At 57.9% G+C, this 19426-nt stretch carries 18 protein-coding genes; 13 read left to right on the top strand and 5 right to left on the bottom strand.

The window, feature by feature from the left end:
• Positions 1 to 26 precede the first annotated feature (26 nt).
• A complete protein-coding gene (gene cobO, locus MHZ97_RS17395) occupies positions 27 to 617 on the bottom strand; it encodes a cob(I)yrinic acid a,c-diamide adenosyltransferase (protein WP_103795972.1) in 591 nt (196 codons plus the stop codon).
• Positions 617 to 1378 carry a YciK family oxidoreductase gene (locus tag MHZ97_RS17390; protein WP_103795971.1) on the bottom strand — a complete coding sequence of 254 codons (762 nt, stop codon included), beginning with the start codon at positions 1376 to 1378 and terminating at the stop codon, positions 617 to 619. Before MHZ97_RS17390 ends, cobO begins: the two co-directional genes overlap by 1 nt.
• A gap of 174 nt (positions 1379 to 1552) precedes the next feature.
• Here MHZ97_RS17390 and sohB point away from each other — a divergent pair, with 174 nt between their 5' ends.
• Entirely contained in the window at positions 1553 to 2602 is a 1050-nt protein-coding gene (sohB, locus tag MHZ97_RS17385) for a protease SohB (RefSeq protein ID WP_239315241.1), read from the top strand.
• Positions 2603 to 2764: 162 nt separating this feature from the next.
• On the opposite strand, the gene MHZ97_RS17380 is transcribed toward sohB, so the two are convergent.
• On the bottom strand, positions 2765 to 3013 hold the full coding sequence (locus MHZ97_RS17380) for a YciN family protein (protein ID WP_103795969.1): 249 nt from the start codon (positions 3011 to 3013) through the stop codon (positions 2765 to 2767).
• A 371-nt stretch (positions 3014 to 3384) separates the two neighbouring features.
• Between MHZ97_RS17380 and topA the strand changes: the two genes are divergently transcribed.
• From topA to acnA, 4 genes are all read left to right on the top strand, one after another.
• A complete protein-coding gene (topA, locus tag MHZ97_RS17375) occupies positions 3385 to 5982 on the top strand; it encodes a type I DNA topoisomerase (protein ID WP_239315240.1) in 2598 nt (865 codons plus the stop codon).
• Between the two features lie 198 nt (positions 5983 to 6180).
• Positions 6181 to 7155, top strand: coding sequence for an HTH-type transcriptional regulator CysB (gene cysB, locus MHZ97_RS17370; RefSeq protein ID WP_033746805.1), 975 nt, complete (start codon positions 6181 to 6183; stop codon positions 7153 to 7155).
• A gap of 495 nt (positions 7156 to 7650) precedes the next feature.
• Positions 7651 to 7809 (top strand): YmiA family putative membrane protein, encoded by a 159-nt coding sequence (locus tag MHZ97_RS17365; protein ID WP_239315239.1) that lies wholly within the window; start codon positions 7651 to 7653, stop codon positions 7807 to 7809.
• Between the two features lie 632 nt (positions 7810 to 8441).
• Positions 8442 to 11123 (top strand): aconitate hydratase AcnA, encoded by a 2682-nt coding sequence (gene acnA, locus MHZ97_RS17360; RefSeq protein WP_239315238.1) that lies wholly within the window; start codon positions 8442 to 8444, stop codon positions 11121 to 11123.
• Between the two features lie 176 nt (positions 11124 to 11299).
• Here the strand turns inward: acnA and ribA are convergent, their stop codons facing one another.
• Entirely contained in the window at positions 11300 to 11896 is a 597-nt protein-coding gene (gene ribA, locus MHZ97_RS17355) for a GTP cyclohydrolase II (protein ID WP_239315237.1), read from the bottom strand.
• A 229-nt stretch (positions 11897 to 12125) separates the two neighbouring features.
• On the opposite strand from ribA, the gene pgpB reads away from it, so the two are divergent.
• From pgpB to yciH, 5 genes are all read left to right on the top strand, one after another.
• Positions 12126 to 12890: a phosphatidylglycerophosphatase B gene (gene pgpB, locus MHZ97_RS17350; RefSeq protein WP_239315236.1), complete on the top strand. Its 765-nt coding sequence runs from the start codon at positions 12126 to 12128 to the stop codon at positions 12888 to 12890.
• Between the two features lie 128 nt (positions 12891 to 13018).
• Positions 13019 to 13327 (top strand): LapA family protein, encoded by a 309-nt coding sequence (locus MHZ97_RS17345; RefSeq protein ID WP_103795962.1) that lies wholly within the window; start codon positions 13019 to 13021, stop codon positions 13325 to 13327.
• Positions 13328 to 13333: 6 nt separating this feature from the next.
• Positions 13334 to 14503, top strand: a complete 1170-nt coding sequence (gene lapB / locus MHZ97_RS17340; RefSeq protein ID WP_239315235.1) for a lipopolysaccharide assembly protein LapB — start codon at positions 13334 to 13336, stop codon at positions 14501 to 14503.
• A gap of 204 nt (positions 14504 to 14707) precedes the next feature.
• Positions 14708 to 15430: an orotidine-5'-phosphate decarboxylase gene (gene pyrF, locus MHZ97_RS17335; protein ID WP_103795960.1), complete on the top strand. Its 723-nt coding sequence runs from the start codon at positions 14708 to 14710 to the stop codon at positions 15428 to 15430.
• Positions 15427 to 15750 carry a stress response translation initiation inhibitor YciH gene (gene yciH / locus MHZ97_RS17330; protein WP_103795959.1) on the top strand — a complete coding sequence of 108 codons (324 nt, stop codon included), beginning with the start codon at positions 15427 to 15429 and terminating at the stop codon, positions 15748 to 15750. Before pyrF ends, yciH begins: the two co-directional genes overlap by 4 nt.
• Positions 15751 to 15832: 82 nt before the next feature.
• Here yciH and osmB read toward each other — a convergent pair whose 3' ends face one another.
• Positions 15833 to 16048, bottom strand: a complete 216-nt coding sequence (gene osmB / locus MHZ97_RS17325) for an osmotically-inducible lipoprotein OsmB (protein ID WP_103795958.1) — start codon at positions 16046 to 16048, stop codon at positions 15833 to 15835.
• Between the two features lie 351 nt (positions 16049 to 16399).
• Here osmB and araD point away from each other — a divergent pair, with 351 nt between their 5' ends.
• From araD to MHZ97_RS17310, 3 genes are all read left to right on the top strand, one after another.
• Complete coding sequence (gene araD, locus MHZ97_RS17320; protein ID WP_103795957.1) at positions 16400 to 17101, top strand: L-ribulose-5-phosphate 4-epimerase; 702 nt, start codon at positions 16400 to 16402, stop codon at positions 17099 to 17101.
• Between the two features lie 331 nt (positions 17102 to 17432).
• Complete coding sequence (gene kdgT, locus MHZ97_RS17315) at positions 17433 to 18416, top strand: 2-keto-3-deoxygluconate transporter (protein WP_103795956.1); 984 nt, start codon at positions 17433 to 17435, stop codon at positions 18414 to 18416.
• 140 nt (positions 18417 to 18556) lie between these two features.
• Positions 18557 to 19423, top strand: coding sequence for a crotonase/enoyl-CoA hydratase family protein (locus MHZ97_RS17310; RefSeq protein WP_103795955.1), 867 nt, complete (start codon positions 18557 to 18559; stop codon positions 19421 to 19423).
• Positions 19424 to 19426: the final 3 nt, after the last annotated feature.

Here is a 19426-nt window from a genome sequence, read left to right as displayed (position 1 = left end):
CAGCTCTCGGGCTGCGTTTTTTTTACCTACCAGTCGATGCCTTGCTGCGCCTGTATCCCGGCGTCAAAGGCGTGCTTAACCGGCCGCATTTCGGTGACGGTGTCCGCCCTCTCTGTCAGCGCGCGATGGCAGCCACGTCCGGTCAGGATAACGCTCTGGTGCGCCGGACGCGCGTCCAGCGCGCGCTCCAGTTCGTCCAGCGGCAGATAATCCATGCTCACCATATAGGTGATCTCGTCCAGCAGGACCAGATCCAGCGCCTCGTCCGCCAGCATGCGTCTGGCGTGCTGCCACACCGCCAGACAGGCCTCGGTGTCGGTTGCGCGGTTCTGCGTCTCCCAGGTAAAGCCGGTGGACATGACCTGAAACTCCACGCCGTGCTGCGACAGCAGATTGCGCTCGCCGTTGGGCCATTCGCCCTTGATAAACTGAATCACACCCACCTTTTTGCCGTGCCCGACGGCGCGCAGCGCGGTGCCGAAAGCGGCGGTGGTTTTGCCTTTGCCATTGCCGGTAAAGACCATCAGGATACCGCGCGTTTCCGTGGCGGCGGCGATGCGCGCATCAACCTGCTCTTTCAGCCGCTGCTGCCGCTGCTGGTGGCGATCGTCGCGCATTACTCTGCCGCTCCGGGCTTGCGTCCGGGCTGCGCGTCGAAGCTGATGCCGCTTTTGCGGCGGCTGTCGTCGCCCATAACATAAAGGTAGAGCGGCATTAAGTCCGCTGGCGTTTTCAGCTTGCCGGCATCTTCCTGCGGAAAGGCGGAGGCGCGCATTTTGGTGCGCGTGCCGCCTGGGTTAATGCAGTTTACCCGCAGCGACTGATTCTTATACTCATCCGCCAGCACCTGCATCATGCCTTCGGTGGCGAACTTCGATACCGCATAGGCGCCCCAGCCGGCGCGGCCGGTGCGGCCAACGCTGGAGGTGGTGAAGACCAGCGAGCCGGCGCTCGACTTCAGCAGCAGCGGCAGCAGGGCCTGGGTCAGAAAGAAGGTGGCGTCGAGGTTGATTTTCATAACCTGCTGCCAGACCTGCGGATCCAGCTCGGCCAGCGGCACGATCTCGCCTAATATGCCGGCGTTGTGCAGCACGCCGTCGAGGCGCGGGAACTGCTGCGCCAGCCGATCGGCCAGCTGCTGACAGGATGCCGGGGTCGCCTGCGCCAGATCGAACACCAGGCAGTGCGCCGGGCGCAGGCCCAGCTGGGCGATTGCCTGCTGCGTTTGCTCCAGCCGCGGCAGATTGCGGCCCAGCAGAATGACTTCCGCGCCGTAGCGCGCATAGGTAATGGCGGCTTCGCGGCCGATGCCGTCTGAGGCGCCGGTGACGAGAATAATGCGGTTTTGCAGCAGGTCGCTTTTCGGTTGATAGTGCACGGCGATGTCCTTGAGCGCGTAAACGGGTTTTTGGCTTTATGCCTCAATTCGCCGCAGGGCGCAATCATCCTCAGGCGCTTTCTGTGCCGGCCGCTGGCATTTCAGGCGACGCGCGGCGCTAAACCCGGTAAACTCTCCGATCGGTGCTAATTCTCTGTTTAATAAGGCGGCAGAATGGATTTACTCTCCAGTTATGGATTATTTCTCGCTAAAGCGGTAACGGTGGTGGTCGCCGTCGCCGCCGTTGTGGCGATTATCGTCAACGCGGCGCTGCGCAAGCGCGGGCAGGCGGCAGGTCAGCTGCGGCTGACGCACCTGGGCGACGACTATCAGCAAATGAAGGACGATCTGCAGCTGGCTAAAATGAAGCCGCAGGTGCAGAAAGTATGGTTGAAACAGCATAAGAAAGCGGAAAAGCAGAAGGCGAAAGCGGAGAAGCGCGCCGCGAAGCAGGGCGCTGTCGCCAGCCAGAAGCCGACGCTCTACGTGCTCGACTTTAAGGGCAGCATGGATGCCGGCGAAGTGGCCGCGCTGCGCGAAGAGGTCTCCGCCGTGCTGGCAGTGGCGGAAAAGGGCGACGAAGTGCTGCTGCGGCTGGAGAGCCCGGGCGGCGTAGTTCATGGCTATGGCCTGGCGGCGTCGCAGCTGCAACGCCTGCGCGATCGCGGCCTGCGCCTGACGGCGGCGGTCGACAAGGTGGCCGCCAGCGGCGGCTACATGATGGCCTGCGTCGCCGACCGCATCGTAGCGGCGCCTTTCGCCATTCTCGGCTCTATCGGCGTGGTGGCGCAGATCCCTAACTTCAATCGCCTGCTCAAGCGCAACGATATCGACGTCGAGCTGCATACTGCCGGGCAGTACAAGCGTACCCTGACGCTGTTTGGTGAAAATACTGACGAGGGCCGCGAAAAGTTTCAGGAAGATCTCAATGAAACCCATCTGCTGTTTAAAGACTTTGTACACCAGATGCGTCCGTCACTCGATATCGACAAAGTCGCGACCGGCGAGCACTGGTATGGCCGACAGGCGATCGCATTAAATCTTATCGACGATATCATCACCAGCGACGAGCTGATCATTAGCCAGATGGATCTCTTTAATGTGCTGGGCGTTCACTATGCGCGCCGCCGCAAGATGATCGACCGCGTGACCCACAGCGCCGGCTCGGTGGCAGAACGCCTGCTGATGAAGTGGTGGCAGCGCGGCGAGAAACCGCTGCTTTAGCAGGTTGTCAGGCTGACGCGAGCGGACTCCCGCAGGCAGGCGTCCCGCGCAAGAGTCTGTGCGGGACCCGCACGCAGGGAGACGGCGTTGGCCGCTGTGCCATCGGGGCCAGCCATCGCGCAGCCCCCTCCCGCTAAACCAACCCGGCTGACGCCGGGTTTTTTATGCCAGGTGATAGCGCGACGAGAGGGTCAGCGCCAGGTATTTAAAGACGTTAAACACCGCTGTGGTTTTCGCCGTCGGCAGCCCTTCGTCATCAAGAAAAAAGGGGCCGCGAAACACCAGCACGTCGCCCTGCTGAATCACCTCGTCAGCTTCCATCCCGGCAAAATAATCGTCATGTTCGCGGATAAGCGAATTGGCTTTTTCCAGTAGCGCCTGGCGTGAAATGGGTTGGGTATTTTTCTGCATTAATTATCGCCTTTTTGACATGCTCAAAATCCTTTCTATATTACGTGCCGAAAGCGCTGCGCGGCAAATCAGCAAAACGTCTGAAAATCTGGCGCAAAATTCAACTGAGTGCTAATTAAGTTGCGTAACGAATTTTATCAGGTAGAGTGTGGGCGATTCAGATTTCAGGGAGATCACACCGGGATGTGTGATTGTGTCAGATGAAAAAGTCGCTCTTATTCATACCCTTGCATAAACATATGCCAGCTGGCCCGAGATTGACCCCGCAGCCTTGAAAAGCAAAAGAGGCGCAACAATATTGAACCCAATGGGTTTCTGGGCATCAAATCCTCTCCCGTTTATCAGGACGTTTTCATTAGGTAAAGGTACATATGGGTAAAGCACTCGTCATCGTTGAGTCCCCGGCAAAGGCCAAAACAATCAATAAATACCTCGGTAGTGACTACGTGGTGAAATCCAGCGTCGGTCATATCCGTGATTTGCCGACCAGTGGTTCAACCGCGAAAAAGAGTGCTGACGGGGCCGGCGACAAAAAAGCGAAAAAAGTTAAAAAAGATGAAAAGGCTGCGCTGGTCAGCCGCATGGGCGTCGACCCGTATCACGGCTGGAAGGCGGATTATCAAATCCTGCCCGGCAAGGAAAAAGTCGTCTCTGAACTGAAAGCGCTGGCGCAGAATGCCGACCACATCTATCTCGCAACCGACCTTGACCGCGAAGGGGAAGCCATCGCCTGGCACCTGCGGGAAGTGATCGGCGGCGACGACAAGCGCTTCAGCCGCGTGGTGTTTAACGAAATCACCAAAAATGCGATTCGTCAGGCGTTCGAAACGCCGGGCGAACTTAATATCGACCGCGTCAACGCCCAGCAGGCGCGCCGCTTTATGGACCGCGTCGTCGGCTATATGGTTTCGCCGCTGCTGTGGAAGAAAATCGCCCGCGGTCTCTCCGCCGGCCGCGTGCAGTCCGTCGCGGTGCGTCTGGTGGTTGAGCGCGAGCGCGAGATCAAAGCGTTCGTGCCGGAAGAGTACTGGGAGCTGAACGCCGATCTGCATACGGCGAAAGGCGATCTGCTGGCGATGTCCGTCACGCACCAGAACGACAGCCCGTTCCGTCCGGTCAACGGCGAACAGACGCAGGCCGCCGTCGCGCTGCTGGAAAATGCGCGCTATGAAGTCGTGGATCGCGAAGATAAACCGACCAGCAGCAAGCCTGGCGCGCCGTTTATTACCTCGACGCTGCAGCAGGCGGCAAGTACGCGACTCGGCTTCGGCGTGAAGAAAACCATGATGATGGCGCAGCGCCTGTATGAAGCGGGCCACATCACCTACATGCGTACCGACTCCACCAACCTGAGCCAGGATGCGCTGGCGATGGCGCGCGGCTATATCGACAAAAACTTCGGCAAAAAGTATCTGCCGGAGACGGCGAACACCTACGCCAGCAAAGATAACTCGCAGGAAGCGCACGAAGCGATCCGTCCTTCTGACGTCAGCGTAGTGGCGGAAAAGCTCAAGGATATGGAAGCGGACGCGCAGAAGCTCTATCAGCTGATCTGGCGTCAGTTCGTCGCCTGTCAGATGATGCCGGCGCAGTACGACTCTACCACGCTTACCGTTGCCGCCGGCGACTTCAGGCTGAAGGCAAAAGGGCGCACGCTGCGCTTTGACGGCTGGACCCGCGTAATGCCAGCGCTGCGCAAAAATGATGAAGACCGCACGCTGCCGCACGTAGCCAAAGGCGAGACGCTGGATCTGCAGCAGCTGATGCCAAGCCAGCACTTTACCAAGCCGCCGGCGCGCTTCAGCGAAGCTTCTCTGGTGCGCGAGCTGGAAAAGCGCGGCATTGGCCGTCCGTCTACCTACGCCGCTATTATCTCGACCATTCAGGACCGCGGCTACGTGCGCGTTGAGAACCGCCGTTTCTACGCCGAGAAGATGGGCGAGATCGTCACCGATCGCCTGGAAGAGAACTTCCGCGATCTGATGAACTACGACTTTACCGCCACCATGGAAGACAGCCTCGACCGCGTCGCCAATAACCAGGCGGAGTGGAAAGGGGTGCTGGATAACTTCTTTAGCGACTTTACGCAGCAGCTGGACAAAGCTGAGAAGGATCCGGAAGAGGGCGGCATGCAGCCGAACCAGATGGTGCTTACCTCTATCGACTGTCCTGCCTGCGGACGCAAGATGGGCATCCGCACCGCCAGCACCGGCGTATTCCTCGGCTGTTCGGGCTATGCGCTGCCGCCGAAAGAGCGCTGCAAGCAGACCATCAACCTGATCCCGGAAAACGAAGTGCTGAACGTGCTGGAAGGCGACGACGCCGAAACCAACGCGTTGCGCGCGCGCCGCCGTTGCCAGAAGTGCGGCACGGCGATGGACAGCTACCTGATCGATCCGCAGCGCAAGCTGCACGTCTGCGGTAACAACCCGGAGTGTGACGGTTACGAGATCGAGCAGGGCGAATTCCGCATCAAAGGCTACGACGGCCCGGTGGTGGAGTGTGAGAAGTGCGGGTCGGAAATGCACCTGAAGATGGGGCGTTTCGGTAAGTATATGGCCTGCACCAACGACGACTGTAAGAACACGCGTAAAATCCTGCGTAACGGCGAGGTCGCGCCGCCGAAAGAAGATCCGGTGCCGCTGCCAGAACTGCCGTGTGAGAAATCGGATGCCTATTTCGTGCTGCGTGACGGGGCGGCCGGCGTCTTCCTCGCCGCCAATACCTTCCCGAAATCGCGCGAAACCCGCGCGCCGCTGGTGGAAGAGCTGCAGCGCTTTAAAGATCGTCTGCCCGAGAAGCTGCGTTACCTGGCTGATGCGCCGGCGACCGATGCCGACGGCAATAAGACCATGGTGCGCTTTAGCCGCAAAACGAAACAGCAGTATGTCGCCTCTGAAAAAGAGGGGAAAGCGACGGGCTGGTCTGCGTTTTACATCGACGGCAAGTGGCAGGAAGCGAAAAAGTAATCTCCTCCCTCCTTATCTAAGGCCAGCAATGCTGGCCTTTTTCTTAGCCTTATATCAAAACGTTCTACATTCTTTCCTGCGATGATATAGTGGTTATAGCATTTCCGACACTTCCTGTGATTTGCCTCTTTTCTCACCGAACCGGCGAAAATATGTCAATCGGGATGCCGCTCTGTAGCTTACTGGGATGGAACAGATATGAAATTGCAGCAGTTGCGCTATATCGTCGAAGTGGTTAATCACAACCTGAACGTCTCTTCGACAGCAGAAGGGCTTTACACTTCTCAGCCGGGCATCAGTAAGCAGGTGCGCATGCTGGAGGATGAACTGGGCGTGCAGATCTTTGCGCGCAGCGGCAAGCATTTAACCCAGGTCACGCCAGCGGGCGAAGAGATCATTCGCATCGCCCGCGAGGTCCTGTCCAAAGTCGATGCGATAAAGTCGGTGGCGGGTGAGCATACCTGGCCGGATAAAGGCTCGCTCTACGTGGCGACCACCCATACTCAGGCGCGTTACGCTTTGCCTGGCGTAATCAAGGGCTTTATCGAGCGCTATCCGCGCGTCTCGCTGCATATGCATCAGGGGTCGCCAACGCAAATCGCCGAGGCGGTCTCTAAAGGCAACGCCGATTTCGCCATCGCCACCGAAGCGCTGCATCTCTATGACGATTTAATCATGCTGCCGTGCTACCACTGGAATCGCGCTATCGTGGTGACGCCCGATCATCCGCTGGCGGGCAAGGGCCAGGTCTCAATCGAAGAGCTGGCGGAATATCCGCTGGTGACCTACACCTTCGGCTTTACCGGGCGCTCAGAGCTGGACACCGCCTTCAACCGCGCAGGACTGACGCCGCGAATCGTTTTCACCGCCACCGACGCAGACGTCATCAAAACCTATGTGCGCTTAGGGCTGGGCGTGGGCGTCATCGCCAGCATGGCGGTCGATCCCATCGCCGATCCTGACCTGGTGCGCATCGAAGCGGCGGAGATTTTTACCAACAGCACCACCAAAATCGGCTTCCGGCGCAGCACCTTTTTGCGTAGCTATATGTATGATTTTATTCAGCGCTTTGCGCCGCACCTGACGCGCGACGTGGTGGATGCGGCGGTGGCGCTACGCTCTAACGAAGATATAGAGGCGATGTTTAAAGACATCAAACTGCCGTTTAAGTAAGTCCGCGTTTCGTTTAGCATTTTTAAAGGCTGCCCCGGGCAGCCTTTTTTGTGCGTAGTCGTTAGCGCCACCTCAATGTCGAAAAATTTTATTATTTTTTTGTAAATGAAACATCGATCACATGTTTTCTTGTTTGCATTACTTAAATGAGAAACAGTACACAAATTTTACTTTGCCGCTTTGCGCACTGCCAGGATAATTCCCATACTCCAGTTAAGACCTGATGTGAAAGCGCTTTTTATCAGGGCTTATAAAGTTAACTCAAGAATTAGTTGGCCCTAATCGCAATTTAACTCAAATTTGCAATGTAATAATTCAATTAAGGAAATGTGTCGCGGTTCATTATTTCTTAAGTTTGCAGGCCACGTTGATTAATAGTCTTAATCGTTGTGCTCAATAAAAATAACTGGATTTTCGGCCTTAATGAGTTTAGGATTCGTCCTAAATCTTAATCGATGTTATCAATCGTTTTATTGAGAGTGATTATCAAAAACTATGGATACGAGACTGACTGTACAACCGGACTTCCGGGCAAAAAGCACCAAGGTTGAGCGTTCTGGTAACATCCGTCGCAAAGCCTGGTTAACCGTAATAGCTGCTTCTGCGCTGTTCTGGGTGGTTGTAGTATTGATGATCTGGCGTATATGGGGCTAAACCATGTGGGCGAACACACTCAGCCGTAAACAGTCGTTATCCGCGCCACAGCTGCAGGCTCCAGGTTGCAAAAGCAAAGAGAGCAGCGTGACGGAACACAAAGTGACTATCCCGGATAGCTGGGAACTGAGTGAAAATCAGCGTCACTTCATCGAGTCTTTCATGGACACGAAAGCCAAATAATCAGCAGGCGCTACTGGCTTCGCCAGTGTAATACCTCTTTCCGGTTATCCGGCGAGCAAATTAAAAGCTCAATCTTTACACTCAGCATATAAAAAGGGTGTCATCACATAACGGATGACAGCAGGACTTTTTTACGCCCGAATTCGGGAGGAGTGACGTATGAATATGACTATCAATACCATCAAAATCTCCTGGCTGAGCGCATATGCATTCTCGTTTGCATTCTGGGCTGCGGCCGTCTGGATTGCTGTATAAACTGAAAGCGGTATTTCTCCTTATTCTTTTCGCCAGCGCCCCGCAGAGTCTGCGGGGCGTTTTCGTTTGTCTGCACAATGGTGTAGCATTTCGTGTTGTAATCAAAACGTTAAAGAAAATGTAGTCTATCTTTAACATAAACCTTGTTCTCTCTGAGGTTAACGCGATCACGATAAGAAAGAAAAGGAGGAGCTATGTCGGACACCCTACGCCAGCAGAGTCAGGACACACTGCAGGTCGACAAACAGCAGTATCATATTTTCAGTCTGCCCCGCGCCGCCCAACACCTCGGTAACATCGACCGCCTTCCCAAATCGTTAAAAGTGCTGCTGGAGAATCTCCTGCGCTGGCAGGATGGCGATTCCGTTACGGAAGAAGATATTCAGGCGCTGGTTGGCTGGCAGCAAAATGCCCATGCCGATCGAGAAATCGCCTATCGCCCTGCGCGCGTGCTGATGCAGGACTTTACCGGCGTGCCGGCGGTGGTGGATCTGGCTGCGATGCGCGAGGCGGTGAAGCGCCTCGGCGGCGATGTGGCAAAAGTTAATCCGCTCTCGCCGGTGGATCTGGTTATCGACCATTCCGTTACCGTGGACCGCTTCGGCGACGACAGTGCCTTTGAAGAGAATGTCGAGCTGGAGATGGCGCGCAACCACGAGCGCTATGTTTTTTTACGCTGGGGCCAGAAAGCCTTTAATAAATTCCGCGTCGTGCCGCCGGGCACCGGTATCTGTCACCAGGTGAACCTGGAGTATCTGGGCAAGTCGGTCTGGCATGAGCAGATCGACGGCAAACAGTTCGCCTGGCCGGACACCCTGGTTGGCACTGACTCCCATACCACCATGATTAACGCGCTCGGCGTGCTGGGCTGGGGCGTCGGCGGCATCGAAGCGGAAGCGGCCATGCTCGGCCAGCCGGTCTCTATGCTGATCCCGGACGTGGTTGGCTTTAAGCTGACCGGCAAGCTGCGCCCAGGAATTACCGCTACCGATTTAGTGCTGACCGTGACCCAGATGCTGCGCAAGCATGGGGTGGTTGGCAAATTTGTCGAGTTTTACGGCGACGGGCTGGCGGATCTGCCGCTGGCCGATCGCGCCACTATCGCCAATATGGCACCGGAATATGGCGCGACCTGCGGATTCTTCCCGATTGACGACGTGACGCTGGGCTACCTGACGCTGACCGGGCGCGATGCCGAACAGGTCGCCCTGGTGGAAGCCTACGCGAAGACGCAGGGCCTGTGGCGCAACCCGGGCGACGAGCCGATCTTCACCAGCTCGCTGGCGCTGGATATGGAGAGCGTGGAATCGAGCATCGCCGGACCGAAACGCCCGCAGGATCGCGTCTCCCTCGGCGACGTGCCCACCGCGTTCAACGCCAGCAACGAGCTGGAGGTGAATCATACTCAGCCAGCCCATAAAACCGTCACCTATACCGACAGCCGCACCGGCCTCAGCCATGAGATTGAAGATGGCGCCGTGGTGATCAGCGCCATTACCTCCTGCACCAACACCTCTAACCCGAGCGTGCTGATGGCGGCGGGGCTGCTGGCGAAAAAAGCAGTGGAGCGCGGTCTGAAGCGTCAGCCCTGGGTGAAAGCTTCGCTGGCACCCGGTTCAAAAGTGGTCTCCGACTATCTGGCGGTGGCGCAGCTGACGCCCTACCTCGACAAGCTCGGCTTTAACCTGGTGGGCTACGGCTGTACTACCTGCATTGGTAACTCCGGGCCGCTGCCCGACGAAATTGAAGCCGCAATTAAACAGGGCGACTTGACCGTCGGCGCGGTGCTCTCCGGCAACCGCAACTTCGAGGGCCGTATCCATCCGCTGGTGAAAACCAACTGGCTGGCGTCGCCGCCGCTGGTGGTCGCCTATGCGCTGGCGGGCAATATGAAGATCAATCTGCAGACCGACCCGCTGGGTCAGGATGCGCAGGGCAGGGATGTTTACCTGAAGGATATCTGGCCGTCGCCGGAAGAGATCGCCACCGCGGTGCAGCAGGTGACCAGCGATATGTTCCATAAAGAGTACGCCGAGGTGTTCTACGGCACTAAAGAGTGGCAGCAGATCAAAGTGAGTGAAGCGGCCACCTACGCGTGGGACGAAGGCTCTACCTATATTCGCCTGTCGCCCTTCTTTGACGATATGGAACGGGAGCCGAAACCGGTCGAGGATATCAAAGGGGCGCGCGTGCTGGCGATGCTGGGCGACTCCGTAACCACCGACCATATCTCTCCCGCCGGCAGCATCAAGGCTGATAGCCCGGCGGGACGCTATCTGCAGTCCCACGGCGTCGACAGCGCCGACTTTAACTCCTATGGCTCACGACGCGGCAACCATGAAGTTATGATGCGCGGCACCTTCGCCAATATTCGTATTCGTAACGAGATGGTGCCGGGAGTGGAAGGCGGCTATACCCGTCATATTCCGAGCGGCGAGCAGCTGGCCATTTACGACGCGGCGATGAAGTATCAACAAGAGGGAACGCCGCTGGCGGTGATTGCCGGTAAAGAGTATGGCTCAGGTTCAAGCCGCGACTGGGCGGCGAAAGGGCCGCGCCTGCAGGGCGTACGCGTGGTGATCGCCGAATCGTTCGAGCGAATTCACCGCTCTAACCTGATCGGTATGGGTATTCTGCCGCTGGAGTTCGCCCCTGGCGTAACGCGTAAAACGCTGCAGCTGACTGGCGAAGAGCTGTTCGACATCGAAAATCTGTCGCAGCTCCAGCCGGGTTGCAAGGTGCAGGTGACGATGACGCGCCCGGATGGTACGCAGGAGACGCTGGAGACGCGCTGCCGCATCGATACCGGCAACGAGCTAACCTATTACCGTAACGACGGCATTTTGCACTATGTGATCCGCAATATGCTCAACTAAGCGCAACGCCGGGGTCGCCCGGCGTACTGCGGCACGGCGCTCACGCGGGCGGCCGTGCCCGACCGCAAAAAAGAAGGCAGCTGGCCTGCGCTATTTATAGCGCAGGCCGCTTTGATCTTCGGCCTTGGCTGCCGCCTCTCTGTACTGACGATGGGTGAGTAAGAAGGTGAGGGCGGTTATTCCAGTTTTGACAGCAGATGGCCCATCTTTTCCGCTTTGGTATCCAGATAGTGCGCGTTCTTTGGGTTGCGGCCGACGATCAGCGGCACGCGCTCGACGATATTGATGCCCGCTTCGCTGAGGATCTCTACCTTACGCGGATTGTTAGTCAGCAAACGCACCTCGTTTACCCCCAGCAGCTTGAACATATCGGCGCACAGCGTGAAGTCGCGCTCGTCGGCGGCAAAGCCGAGCTGGTGGTTGGCCTCAACGGTGTCATAGCCTTTATCCTGCAGCGCATAGGCGCGGATCTTATTCAGCAGGCCGATATTACGTCCTTCCTGGCGGTGATAGAGCAGTACGCCGCGGCCCTCTTCGGCAATGGCGTTCAGCGCCGCTTCCAGTTGAAAACCACAATCGCAGCGTAAGCTGAACAGCGCGTCGCCGGTCAGGCATTCCGAATGAACGCGTGCCAGCACGGGCGTGTTATCGCTGATGTCGCCAAATACCAGCGCGACGTGATCGTGACCGGTTGCCAGTTCTTCAAAACCGACCATGAGGAAATCGCCCCAGGGCGTGGGCAGTTTGGCTTCTGCCACCCGTTTAAGCTGCATGTGACTCTCCAGAACCTTCAGAGGATGCGCTATTCTAAAACAGCGCACAGGCCAGTATGGCCTGAAAAAATTGGCAATATTGTGCCACAACGTGAAGTTGGGCTGCTAATTTGTCAGAGCGATTGTAGTGATAAAGCACGAATATCCAATGCGCAACAAGTTATGTTATTATTTTTTAAGATAAAGTTATTTGCAAGCGGCAGAAAGAGGCCGCATCAGAGGAGAAAGGATGCTGCAGATTTTGCGTCGCACTACGGTAGGCATGCTGCTGCTGATGATCATTCCGCTCGTGGTCTGGGCGACCGGCTGGCGCTGGCAGCCGGGCGAAAGCGATGCGCTGCTGCGCGTCCTCTACTGGATGACCGAAACCGTCACGCGCCCCTGGGGCACGCTGACCAGCCTGCTGCTCAGCCTGTGGGTGCTCTGGTGTCTGCGCTTTCGCCTTAAGCCCGCGCTGCTGCTGCTGCTGATCATGAACGCGACGATTCTCACCGGGCAATACAGCAAGTCCTATATCAAAGATCAGGTTCAGGAGCCGCGTCCTTATGTGGTCTGGCTGGAGCATAACCACGGTCTGGACGCGCGCGAGTTCTACAGCATGACGCGCAAAGAGCGCGGCCAGCGCGTCGATCAGCTGCTCGCCAGCGACCAGATGCTGCCGGGCTGGCTAAAGCGCCACTGGGCATTTGAAACCGGCTTCGCCTTTCCTTCCGGCCATACGATGTTTGCCGCCAGCTGGGCGCTGCTGGCGCTGAGCCTGCTCTGGCCGCGTCGCCGCTATATCACCATCGCGGCGATTGGCGTCTGGGCCGGTGCGGTGATGGCCAGCCGTCTGCTGCTCGGCATGCACTGGCCGGGCGATCTGGCGGTGGCGGTGGCCTTCTCCTGGCTGCTGGTCACCTTCGCCACCTGGCTGGCGCAGCGCTTTTGCGGCCCGCTCACGCTACCGCCGGAAGAGCGAAAGGAAGTGGCGCAGAGGGAAAACGGATTGTAATTGCGATCTTTATCCCCATATTATTGATTGCGCTTGCCTAAAAGCCACGCGCCTGGCGCCGCAGGGAGCAGCAATGTTGCCGCTTTTTTGGCATACTTCTACCAGATAACCTCACAACAGGATGCACTGTGAAATATTTGCTGATTTTCTTAGTGGTATTGGTCATTTTTATCATTTCCGTCACCTTAGGCGCGCATAACGACCAGGTCATCACCTTTAACTATCTGCTGGCGCAGGGCGAATTCCGTATCTCTACGCTGCTGGCTTCGCTGTTCGGCGCGGGATTTGTGCTGGGCTGGGCCATCTGCGGTCTCTTCTGGCTGCGCGTTCGCGTTTCCCTGGCGCATGCGCAGCGCAAAATCAAACGTATGCAGACCCAGCTGGATAAAAGCGCGCCGCCTGCTGCCGCATCGACTGCCGTCACGGGTCGGGAATAGTCCTCCATGCATGAATTGCTGTTTCTGTTACTGCCCGTCGCCGCGGCTTACGGCTGGTATATGGGGCGACGCAGCGCGCAACAGGACAAGCAACAGGAAGCGAGTCGCCTGTCGCGGGATTACGTTGCAGGCGTTAACTTTCTGCTCTCCAACCAGCAGGATAAAGCGGTCGATCTCTTTCTCGATATGCTGAAAGAGGACAGCGGCACGGTGGAGGCGCACCTGACGCTGGGTAACCTGTTCCGCTCGCGAGGTGAGGTGGATCGCGCGATACGCATTCATCAGTCGCTGATGGAGAGCGCCTCGCTTAACTACGACCAGCGCCTGCTGGCGATACAGCAGCTGGGCCGCGACTATATGGCCGCCGGGCTGTACGATCGCGCCGAAGATATGTTCAAGCAGCTGACGGATGAGACCGATTTTCGCATCAGCGCGCTGCAGCAGCTGCTGCTGATCCATCAGGCGACCAGCGACTGGCATCAGGCGATCGACGTCGCCGAGCGCCTGGTGAAGCTGGGTAAAGATAAGCAGAAAGGGGAGATCGCTCACTTCTACTGCGAGCTGGCGCTGCAGGCGATGAGCAGCGACGATCTCGATCGCGCGATGAGCCTGCTGAAAAAGGGCGAGGCGGCCGATCGCCTGAGTGCACGCGTCTCAATCATGATGGGACGCATCCTGATCGAAAAGGGCGAATACGCCAAAGCAATCGACCATCTGCAGCGAGTGCTGGATCAGGATAAAGAGCTGGTGAGCGAAACCCTGCCGATGCTGGAGACCTGCTATCAGCGATTAAATCAGCCCGACGCCTGGGCGGCGTTTCTGCAGCGCTGCGTGGACGAGAACACCGGCGCGGCGGCCGAGCTCTATATGTCCGATATCCTCGAGCGTCAGGAAGGGCCGGAATCGGCACAGCTCTATATCAATCGCCAGCTGCAGCGTCATCCTACCATGCGCGTTTTCCATCGCCTGATGGACTTCCACCTGCACGAAGCGGAGGACGGGCGCGCAAAAGAGAGTCTGATGGTGCTGCGTGATATGGTGGGCGAGCAGATCCGCACCAAGCCGCGCTACCGCTGCCAGAAATGCGGTTTTACCGCTCATGCGCTCTACTGGCACTGTCCCTCCTGCCGCACCTGGTCCTCGGTGAAACCGATACGCGGACTCGACGGTCAGTAATCTTGACCGTCGCGGTCTGACTTACCGCAACGCTCTTAGTTACAACATACTGATTGGGACGATACTTGCGCCCATGCAGCAATGTGCAACTTCTCGCCACGCAGGCGGCGAGGGCGCCGCAAACGTTGTCCCTGGCATAAGGCGCGGGTAGAATGCTTGCCGTTTGTCCCCTTTGCCTGCCGCCGTCAATTACGAGGAAATGCCATGCCTTTATCGTCAACCGTGACCACGTCGCCCATTCTGGTGGCGCTCGACTATCACGACCTCAACAGCGCATTGCGTTTTGTCGACCAGATTGATCCGCAGAGCTGTCGCTTAAAAGTCGGCAAAGAGATGTTTACCCTGTTTGGCCCCGCGCTGGTAAAAGATCTGCAGCAGCGCGGCTTCGAGGTCTTTCTGGACCTGAAATTCCACGATATTCCCAATACCACCGCCCATGCGGTTGCCGCAGCGGCGGATCTGGGCGTCTGGATGGTGAACGTACACGCCAGCGGCGGCGCGCGCATGATGAACGCCGCGCGCGAAGCGCTGCTGCCGTTCGGCAAGGATGCACCGCTGCTGATTGCCGTCACGGTATTAACCAGCATGGACGCCGACGATCTGCGCGGCCTGGGCATTACCCTGTCGCCCGCCGAGCAGGCGGAGCGCCTGGCGAAGCTGACCCGCGAGTGCGGCCTCGACGGCGTGGTCTGCTCCGCGCACGAAGCCACGCGTTTTAAAACCGCTATCGGCGCCGATTTTGCGCTGGTCACGCCGGGCATCCGTCCGGCAGGCAGCGACGCCGGCGATCAGCGCCGCATTATGACGCCGCAGCAGGCGCAGCAGGCGGGTGTAGACTATATGGTGATCGGGCGTCCGATTACCCAGTCGGCCGATCCCGCCGCCACGCTGTCAGCTATTTTAACCTCGCTTAAGGAGTCCGCATGAGCCGCGACAATCCGCTGGTTTACTCAACCGACGCAGGCCGCATCGCGCCGCCGCAGGAGAAGGTCGAACGTCCAAAAGGGGACGGCATCGTGCGCATTCAGCGCCAGACCAGCGGCCGCAAAGGCAAAGGCGTGTGCCTGATTACCGGGCTCGATCTTGACGACGAGGCTCTGAATAAGCTGGGCGCGGAGCTGAAGAAAAAATGCGGCTGCGGCGGCTCGGTAAAAGAGGGCGTTATTGAGATTCAGGGCGACAAACGCGATCTGCTTAAGCAGCTGCTGGAAGCCAAAGGCCTGAAGGTAAAACTGGCGGGCGGGTAAATAAAAATCGGGCTACGTCTGTAGCCCGATGGTTAGATTAATACGCTGTGTAGCCTTTATTATTAAATTTGCCTTTCGATCATTAATCGATCTGATGGCCGATGACACCGCCGACTGCTGCGCCGCCCAGGGTGCCGAGCGCGCTGCCGTGCGTTAACACCGAACCACCAATTGCGCCGGCGCCTGCGCCGATAGCGGTGTTACGATCGCGTTTTGACCAGTTTGAACAGCCGCTCAGCGCGACAACTAAAGTGGTAGCCAAAACAGCTGCGGTAATACGTTTCATATTTGTTGTCATAAACTTCTCCTTGGTTGTGCTCACAGAGGCAACACCCTAAGTATAGGTGGTTTTTTCCTCTGTTATTATCTCTACCCGTATTACGCCATCGCTTCTTCCCTGAAGATGCCGATATGCCTTTCACTATGGACAATGTTGTCTCGGGCAGATAAATGCAGTCGGCAAACAGATCCGCCCATTGCATGAGTGAATTCTAAGCCTTATGCAAATTTTCCGAAGATGGAAGATTCCTAATTCACGCCACATTTTTCATTTATCAGCCGTTTTCCGCCGCTTTTCCAGCCACTCTCTCCATAACCTTTTTAGCCAGCGCCTTCACAATTCAGAGATCAATCTGAGCAGGAGAAAACAATGCTGGAACAACTCAAACAGCAGGTTCTGGAAGCGAACCTGGATTTGCCGCGCTACAACCTCGTCACCTTTACCTGGGGCAACGTCAGCGCGGTGGATCGCGAGCAGGGCCTGCTGGTGATCAAGCCTTCAGGCGTCAGCTACGCCAGCATGCAGCGCGACGATATGGTGGTGGTGGATCTCGCCAGCGGTGCGGTTATAGAGGGCGACAAGCGCCCGTCGTCCGATACCGCTACCCACCGCGCGCTCTATCTGGCGTGGCCAGAGGTCGGCGGCATCGTACACACCCATTCGCGTCATGCCACCATCTGGGCGCAGGCGGGGCGGGCAATTCCAGCCTGGGGCACGACGCACGCAGACGATTTTTACGGTGAGATCCCCTGTACTCGCGCCATGCGCGACGACGAAATTCAGCACGACTACGAATGGAATACCGGCGGCGTGATTATCGAGACCTTCGCCCAGCGCGATCTCTCTCCCAGCGCCATACCGGCGGTGCTGGTGAACTCGCACGGGCCTTTCGCCTGGGGAAGCGACGCCCACGCGGCGGTACACAGCGCCGTGGTGCTGGAGGAGGTGGCTTATATGGGACTGTTTAGCCAGCAGCTGCGCGCCGATTTGCCCCCCATCAATCAGACGCTGCTCGATCTGCACTACCTGCGCAAACACGGCAAAAACGCCTGGTACGGGCAAAAAGCGTAACCCGCCGCGCCCGCGCGCCTGAAAACACGCCAGCGTCATTAACGCAGGCGGCACGATCGAAAAGCAAAGCGTCTCGCGCCAGAGAAGCGCAGACAGCATTGCTATCGGTTATGCCGCCTGCGTTCGCATCGGATCCAGCGCAGCGGACGAAGCCAATCCCTCTGGTATGGCGACGGCGGTCAAAATAACGAAACATACCCACAACAAAAAATAAAACAGCGTTTCAATTTTGTGGGGAGATCACTGTTTTCCGTCGCCGCCCCCCGTACTTTGCTGTCACGCCCTCGGGCATAAAAACGCACCTCCCTCTGGACAGCAAAGGTGATCCCTTATGCATATCAAACGTGCTATCGATAAAATCCCTGGCGGCATGATGCTTATTCCGCTCTTTCTCGGCGCGCTTTGCCACACCCTGACGCCGGGCGCGGGCAAATACCTCGGCTCTTTCAGCAATGGCCTGATGACCGGTACGGTGCCGATCCTCGCCATCTGGTTCTTCTGCATGGGCGCCTCCATCAGGCTCAGCGCCACCGGCGCGGTCCTGCGCAAGTCGGGCACGCTGGTCATCACCAAAATCGCGGTGGCGTGGGTTGTTGCGGCGATCGCCGCGCGCGTGGTGCCAGAGAACGGCGTCGAGGTTGGCATGTTCGCTGGCCTCTCGACGCTGGCGCTGGTCGCCGCGATGGATATGACCAACGGCGGCCTGTACGCTTCGATCATGCAGCAGTACGGCAGCAAAGAAGAGGCGGGTGCCTTTGTGCTGATGTCGCTGGAGTCGGGGCCGCTGATGACGATGGTGATCCTCGGCACGGCCGGCATCGCCTCCTTTGAACCGCACGTCTTCGTCGGCGCGGTTCTGCCGTTTCTGATCGGCTTTGCGCTGGGCAATCTGGATCCAGAACTGCGGGAATTTTTCGCTAAAGCGGTACATACGCTGATTCCTTTCTTCGCCTTCGCGCTGGGCAACACCATCGATCTCACGGTTATCGCTCAAACCGGCCTGCTGGGTATCCTGCTGGGCGTGGCGGTAATTATCGTCACCGGTATTCCGCTGATTATCGCCGACCGCCTGATTGGCGGCGGCGACGGCACGGCAGGCATCGCCGCGTCGAGCACGGCGGGAGCAGCGGTGGCGACGCCGGTGCTGATAGCGGAAATGCTGCCGCAGTTTAAACCGGTCGCGCCAGCCGCCACTGCGCTGGTGGCGACATCGGTGATTGTTACCTCGGTGCTGGTGCCAGTGATAACTGCTGTCTATTCAAAACGCATTAAGCGTTCGCGCGTTGCGGTTGGCCAGCGCGCGGCGATTAAGTAAGCCCGCTTAAACATCCCCGGCCACTAAGTCGGGGATATCTCTGGATTTTACTTTATAAATCAATCTCTCATTTGGTCTGGCCTCTCTCTGCATTACGCTGATGTGGCGTTTAACGCATCAAATAAACAGAGGATGAGACGATGACAGTAATTAACCAACCAACCTGCCGACTGTTCACCGAAGTGGGACAGACTACTCAACTTGCCGCGTACTACGAAGAGGGCCGCCGCACCATGTGGATGATGCTGCGGGCGCAGCCGCGCCCCAGCTTTAACCACGAATTAATCGAGGAGATCATGAACCTGAGCTATGCGGCACAGCGTTCCGGTCTGCCGATCGATTTCTGGGTCACCGGCTCGCTGGTGCCGCAGATGTTCAACGCGGGCGGCGATCTGCGCTTCTTCGTCGAGTGCATTCGCAACAACCGCCGCGAAGCGCTGCGCGCCTATGCCCGGGCCTGCGTCGACTGCATTCACTCGGCGGCGCGCGGTTTTGACACCGGCGCGGTGACGCTGGCGATGATTGAGGGCAGCGCGCTGGGCGGCGGCTTTGAAGCCGCGCTGGCGCACCACTTTATCCTGGCGCAAAACAACGCCCGGCTCGGCTTCCCGGAAATCGCTTTTAACCTGTTCCCCGGCATGGGCGGCTACTCTCTGGTGGCGCGTCGGGCCGGTATGAAGCTGGCGGAAGAGCTGATATGCGAAGGGGAGTCACACAGCGCAGAATGGTATGAAACGCGCGGCCTGGTGGACAAGGTGTTCCAGCCCGGCGAAAGCTACCGCTGCACGCGCACCTTTATCGATACGCTGCGGCCGAAGCTCAACGGCGTGCGCGCCATGCTGAAAGCGCGCCAGCGCGTGCTGCAGCTGTCGCGCGCCGAGCTGATGGATATCACTGAGGACTGGGTCGACTATGCCTTTACGCTGGAGCCGAAAGATATCGCCTATATGGAACGTCTGGTGCAGTTACAAAACCGCCATAGCGCATCCTTGCGTAAAGCGGGTTAATAA

The organism is Pantoea sp. ACRSC, assembly GCF_022346785.1.
GTDB lineage: Bacteria > Pseudomonadota > Gammaproteobacteria > Enterobacterales > Enterobacteriaceae > Pantoea > Pantoea alvi.
The sequence above is the reverse complement of the archived record's forward strand: the minus strand, read 5'-3'. Positions and strand labels throughout refer to the sequence as shown.

Excerpts from the sequence above, each read along its gene's own strand:
- sohB (WP_239315241.1), top strand. The coding sequence starts at position 1,553 with ATGGATTTACTCTCCAGTTATGGATTATTTCTCGCTAAAGCGGTAACG.
- osmB (WP_103795958.1), bottom strand. The coding sequence starts at position 16,048 with ATGACAACAAATATGAAACGTATTACCGCAGCTGTTTTGGCTACCACT.
- ribA (WP_239315237.1), bottom strand. The coding sequence starts at position 11,896 with ATGCAGCTTAAACGGGTGGCAGAAGCCAAACTGCCCACGCCCTGGGGC.
- lapB (WP_239315235.1), top strand. The coding sequence starts at position 13,334 with ATGCATGAATTGCTGTTTCTGTTACTGCCCGTCGCCGCGGCTTACGGC.
- topA (WP_239315240.1), top strand. The coding sequence starts at position 3,385 with ATGGGTAAAGCACTCGTCATCGTTGAGTCCCCGGCAAAGGCCAAAACA.
- pgpB (WP_239315236.1), top strand. The coding sequence starts at position 12,126 with ATGCTGCAGATTTTGCGTCGCACTACGGTAGGCATGCTGCTGCTGATG.
- MHZ97_RS17310 (WP_103795955.1), top strand. The coding sequence starts at position 18,557 with ATGACAGTAATTAACCAACCAACCTGCCGACTGTTCACCGAAGTGGGA.
- acnA (WP_239315238.1), top strand. The coding sequence starts at position 8,442 with ATGTCGGACACCCTACGCCAGCAGAGTCAGGACACACTGCAGGTCGAC.
- MHZ97_RS17380 (WP_103795969.1), bottom strand. The coding sequence starts at position 3,013 with ATGCAGAAAAATACCCAACCCATTTCACGCCAGGCGCTACTGGAAAAA.
- araD (WP_103795957.1), top strand. The coding sequence starts at position 16,400 with ATGCTGGAACAACTCAAACAGCAGGTTCTGGAAGCGAACCTGGATTTG.
- pyrF (WP_103795960.1), top strand. The coding sequence starts at position 14,708 with ATGCCTTTATCGTCAACCGTGACCACGTCGCCCATTCTGGTGGCGCTC.
- kdgT (WP_103795956.1), top strand. The coding sequence starts at position 17,433 with ATGCATATCAAACGTGCTATCGATAAAATCCCTGGCGGCATGATGCTT.
- yciH (WP_103795959.1), top strand. The coding sequence starts at position 15,427 with ATGAGCCGCGACAATCCGCTGGTTTACTCAACCGACGCAGGCCGCATC.
- cobO (WP_103795972.1), bottom strand. The coding sequence starts at position 617 with ATGCGCGACGATCGCCACCAGCAGCGGCAGCAGCGGCTGAAAGAGCAG.
- MHZ97_RS17365 (WP_239315239.1), top strand. The coding sequence starts at position 7,651 with ATGGATACGAGACTGACTGTACAACCGGACTTCCGGGCAAAAAGCACC.
- cysB (WP_033746805.1), top strand. The coding sequence starts at position 6,181 with ATGAAATTGCAGCAGTTGCGCTATATCGTCGAAGTGGTTAATCACAAC.